Consider the following 3,723-nt stretch of genomic DNA (forward strand, 5'->3'; position numbering starts at 1 on the left):
CTCGTGGAGCCGGTCCCAGTAGTCGCCGGTCGCGATGTCCTCGCGGGAGCGGTCGTCGATCCCGAGCGCCGTCCCGAGCCCGGCGAGCCGGCGCGCGTCCCGTCCCTCGATCTCGCGGAGGTACACGCCGAGGATCGACTCCAGTTCCTCGCGCTCGCGGCTCGACAGCGACGCGGCCCACGCCTCCCACGCGGGATCGTCGCGGCCGTACAGCCGGTCGAGCAACTCGGAGCGCAGCTCGCTCCGGACGACGGTCCGTCGTCGTCGCGTTCTGGCCGCTCGAAGCGAGTACCCGAGAGTAACGATCACGGCCGCCATCAGCGCCGAGACGAGGACGACGATCGCCCCCGTCAGCACGCCTGTCGGAACCGTGACCTGTGCGATGAGCGTTGCGGCCGTCACGGTCGTCTCGCGAGCAGTTTCTCCAGTCGAGCGAGCAGTTCGTTCGGACTGAACGGCTTCGTCAGATACTCGTTCGCCCCGGATTCCAACCCCTCCAAGACGTCCGACTCGCGCCCACGGGAAGTGAGAAGCACCACGGGGACGTCCGGATCGACCCCGAGCTCCCCTCGACGGATCTCCCGGAGGAGCTGGGTTCCCTTCAGTCGCGGCATCATCACGTCGAGGATCACGACATCCGGGTCGATATCGGGGGCGTCGAGCGCCTCCCGTCCCTCGACGCCGTCGTGACAGACCGTCAGGTCGAACCCCGCCATCGACAGCTTGTACTGGAGGATCGACCGGATGGTCTCGTCGTCGTCGGCGATGACGGCCGTTCGTGACACACGAGATATCAGATCCCTGCCGTACTTTATACTACCGAGGTGGGTCACGGATGGTCCGGGTGTGCGGGTGTCCTGGGGACCACTCGAGCTGTCGATGGCGGTCGTGCAGTCCGAGCGGCATCCCGACACCGACCGGGATACTGCGCCCTGGGATCGGTCGGAACCCGGAATGGATATCCGTCGGCCGCCCGGACCGTCGACCATGTTCACCGGCATCGTCGAGGGAACCGGAACCGTCCGGAAGCGGACGGAGACCGACGACGGACTTCGACTGCGGATCGGCATCGACGCGGTCGAAGGAAAGGACGAAAAGACGGGAAACGGCGGGTTCGACGACCTCCACCACGGCCAGTCGATAAGCGTCAGTGGCGTCTGTCTAACGGTCGAATCCTACGGAGAGCCCGACGGCGAGGGCGCGTGGTTCGAGGTGTTCCTCGCGAGCGAGACCGTCGAGAAGACGTACCTCGGGGAGCTCCGCGAGGGCGATGCTGTCAACGTGGAGCGCGCGATGCCCGCAGACGGGCGGTTCGACGGCCACGTCGTGCAGGGGCACGTCGACACCGTCGCCGACGTGACGGCCATCGAGCGGGTCGGGGAGGACTGGCGGTTCACCTTCTCGATCCCGGAGGGACACGGTCGGTACCTCGTCGACAAGGGGTCGGTGACGCTCGACGGCATTTCCCTGACGGTCGCAGAAAAGGGGGAGTCGGCGTTCGACGTGGCGATCATCCCGACAACCTACGATCTGACGACGCTCTCGGAGAAATCCGTCGGCGACCCGGTCCACCTGGAGGTCGACGTGATCGCGAAGTACGTCGAGAACATGACCGAGGGGTACTGAGAACAACCGGGGAGGGGTACTGAGAACAACCGGCGCGTTACGCGTCTTTCGCGCCTCGGACCGTCTCGCGAACCGCGTCGACTCCCTCGTCGTGGAGGAGGTCCCCGACGACGATCACGTCGCTGTGGGCGGCCATCTCGTTTGCCGACTCGTAGTCGTGGATGCCGCCACCGTAGAACAGCGACGCGTCGTTCAGCGCGTCGTGAGCGGCCGCGACCGTCTCCGTGTCGCCGAACGTGCCGGAGTACTCGACGTAGACGATCTCCTGGCCGAACATCCGTTCCGCGACTTTCGCGTACGCCTCGACATCGTCCGGCGTCAAGTCACAGTCCGCGTTCGTCAGCTCCGCGACCGCCGCGTCCGGGTTCAACACGATGTACGCCTCGGTGTGAGTCCGCTCCCAGTCGAGATCGTCGATGCGGACCCACTCCTTGTGTGCGCCCGTGATCCAGAACGGACCCCCGGCGTTGAACACCGTGGGGATCAGGTAGCCGTCGAGTGCCGGTGACTCGATAACGACACCGGGATTCGACGGCTCTTGGTAGAGCGGGACGTCGTACTCGGCGGCGGCGTCGATGACCCGCGTCATTTTTTCGGCGGTGATGTCGAGGGTACCGCCGATCTCGATCGCGTCCGTCCCGGTCCGGCAGACGTCCTCGAAGGTTTCCCCGTCCAGCAGTTCCTTGTCGGGGTCGACCTTCAGCACGTGGTCCCAGTCGTCCCACGGATTGCTCATCGGAAGTGAGTCCACCGGGCGGGAGTAAAAAGGTGCGGAAGCGTCGTGAGGGCGACGGCGGCGGCGGAAGAGGGCCCCGGGCTCGCCTGCGAGGTCACATGAGGTCGTCGAGCTCGTCCGTCTGGAACGCCTCCGCCGGATCGGGCCTCGTCCCCTCCTCGTCCCGGACCGCTTGGCGCGCGCGTTCGAGGAACGCTTCGACCCGCCGCGAGCGCTCGACGCTCGCGAGCAACACCACGGCCGCGAGGCGGTCGGAGTCGAGCGGGAAGTCGCCGCCGCGGACCTGCATCGATCCCGTCTCCTCCTGGAGCCACTTTCGCGCCTTCTCCGCGCCCTTCCGGGAGATCCGCTCCGGGTCGCCGGCGATCGCGACGAGGCCCGCGTCCGCTTCCGTGGCGTTCGGCAGCGATAGCCCGGTCATCACCGCGCTGCGGACCGTACTTATCACGGTGTTCACGTTCTCGCCCGCCTCCTCGGCCGCCGGGGCCGATCCGTAGCCGACGGCCGCCATCCCGCCCGCCCGGAGCGTGTTGATCACCTCGCTGGTGTCGACGACCGACTCGCCGACGCCCTGTGTGGCCTCGCCGGCGGCGAGCAGGAGGCCGACGCGGCGCGCCATCGACTCGTTGATGGCGGCGTAACCGCCCTCGACACTCTCGCCGGCCGAGCGCCACGCGTCGTTGTCGAGGAGGATCGTCGCGTCCGCCTCCCGGACGAGCGTCTTCAGCGACCGGCCCGCGTTCACCTGATACATCGCACCCTCGTCACGGCCGGGAAGGACGCCGAGCGCGTAGATCGGCACGTCGTACACCGCGGCGAGCTCGCGGACGAGTACCGGCGCGCCGCCGGACCCAGTCCCGCCCCCCAGCCCGGCGACGACGAACACCGCCTCCACGTCGGCCGTCACCTTCGGAGCGAGCGCATCCAACACTTCGACGGCGTCCTCGTCCATCACCTCGGCACCGAGCTCGTTGTCGCCGCCGACGCCGTGGCCGTTCACTCTGGACTGTCCGACGAGCACCGTGTCGAGAGGGAGTGGGTCGAGGTCAGCGACCGCGCTGTTGACGGCGAGGGCGTCGCGGACCGCGCCGAACCCCATCTCAGCGTCGAACTCCGAGAGCGCCGTCGTGAGCTTGCCTCCCGCTTGTCCGACACCGACGAGGACGGCTTTCATGCACGAACCATACCTATCCGGGGATAATACCCTTTCCCCGTCGATTTAAGTACGGTACCGCGGCCACCCGGCGTATGTCGAGCGAGAACGGCGGGACGGTCGAGGGGAGCGCGACGACGGAGCAAGCCCGCCTCACGGAGCGGTTGGCCGCCGTCGAACGGGCGATCGCCGGGGGCGAACGGCCCGC

General features: G+C 67.7%; 4 protein-coding genes and 1 pseudogene. 1 reads left to right on the forward strand and 4 read right to left on the reverse strand.

The features are described 5' to 3' along the window. A pseudogene (locus ACFQEU_RS12760) lies at positions 1 to 402 on the reverse strand (HEAT repeat domain-containing protein); the annotation flags it as partial. Then, positions 399 to 785 (reverse strand): response regulator transcription factor, encoded by a 387-nt coding sequence (locus tag ACFQEU_RS12765; protein ID WP_379782730.1) that lies wholly within the window; start codon positions 783 to 785, stop codon positions 399 to 401. The gene ACFQEU_RS12765 and the pseudogene ACFQEU_RS12760, both read right to left, overlap by 4 nt. Before the next feature lie 202 nt (positions 786 to 987). On the opposite strand from ACFQEU_RS12765, the gene ACFQEU_RS12770 reads away from it, so the two are divergent. Beyond that, positions 988 to 1,626, forward strand: coding sequence for a riboflavin synthase (locus tag ACFQEU_RS12770; RefSeq protein WP_379782733.1), 639 nt, complete (start codon positions 988 to 990; stop codon positions 1,624 to 1,626). 37 nt (positions 1,627 to 1,663) lie between these two features. Here the strand turns inward: ACFQEU_RS12770 and ACFQEU_RS12775 are convergent, their stop codons facing one another. Next, the gene (locus ACFQEU_RS12775) at positions 1,664 to 2,362 is read right to left on the reverse strand and encodes a phosphoglycerol geranylgeranyltransferase (RefSeq protein WP_379782736.1); all 699 of its coding nucleotides are present in this window, start codon (positions 2,360 to 2,362) and stop codon (positions 1,664 to 1,666) included. Positions 2,363 to 2,456: 94 nt separating this feature from the next. Further along, complete coding sequence (locus tag ACFQEU_RS12780; RefSeq protein ID WP_379782739.1) at positions 2,457 to 3,536, reverse strand: tubulin/FtsZ family protein; 1,080 nt, start codon at positions 3,534 to 3,536, stop codon at positions 2,457 to 2,459. Between the last annotated feature and the right edge of the window lie 187 nt (positions 3,537 to 3,723).

Origin of the sequence: Halorubrum tibetense (assembly GCF_042661865.1) — an archaeon.
Taxonomy (GTDB): domain Archaea; phylum Halobacteriota; class Halobacteria; order Halobacteriales; family Haloferacaceae; genus Halorubrum; species Halorubrum tibetense.

Excerpts from the sequence above, each read along its gene's own strand:
- ACFQEU_RS12770 (WP_379782733.1), top strand. The coding sequence starts at position 988 with ATGTTCACCGGCATCGTCGAGGGAACCGGAACCGTCCGGAAGCGGACG.
- ACFQEU_RS12775 (WP_379782736.1), bottom strand. The coding sequence starts at position 2,362 with ATGAGCAATCCGTGGGACGACTGGGACCACGTGCTGAAGGTCGACCCC.
- ACFQEU_RS12780 (WP_379782739.1), bottom strand. The coding sequence starts at position 3,536 with ATGAAAGCCGTCCTCGTCGGTGTCGGACAAGCGGGAGGCAAGCTCACG.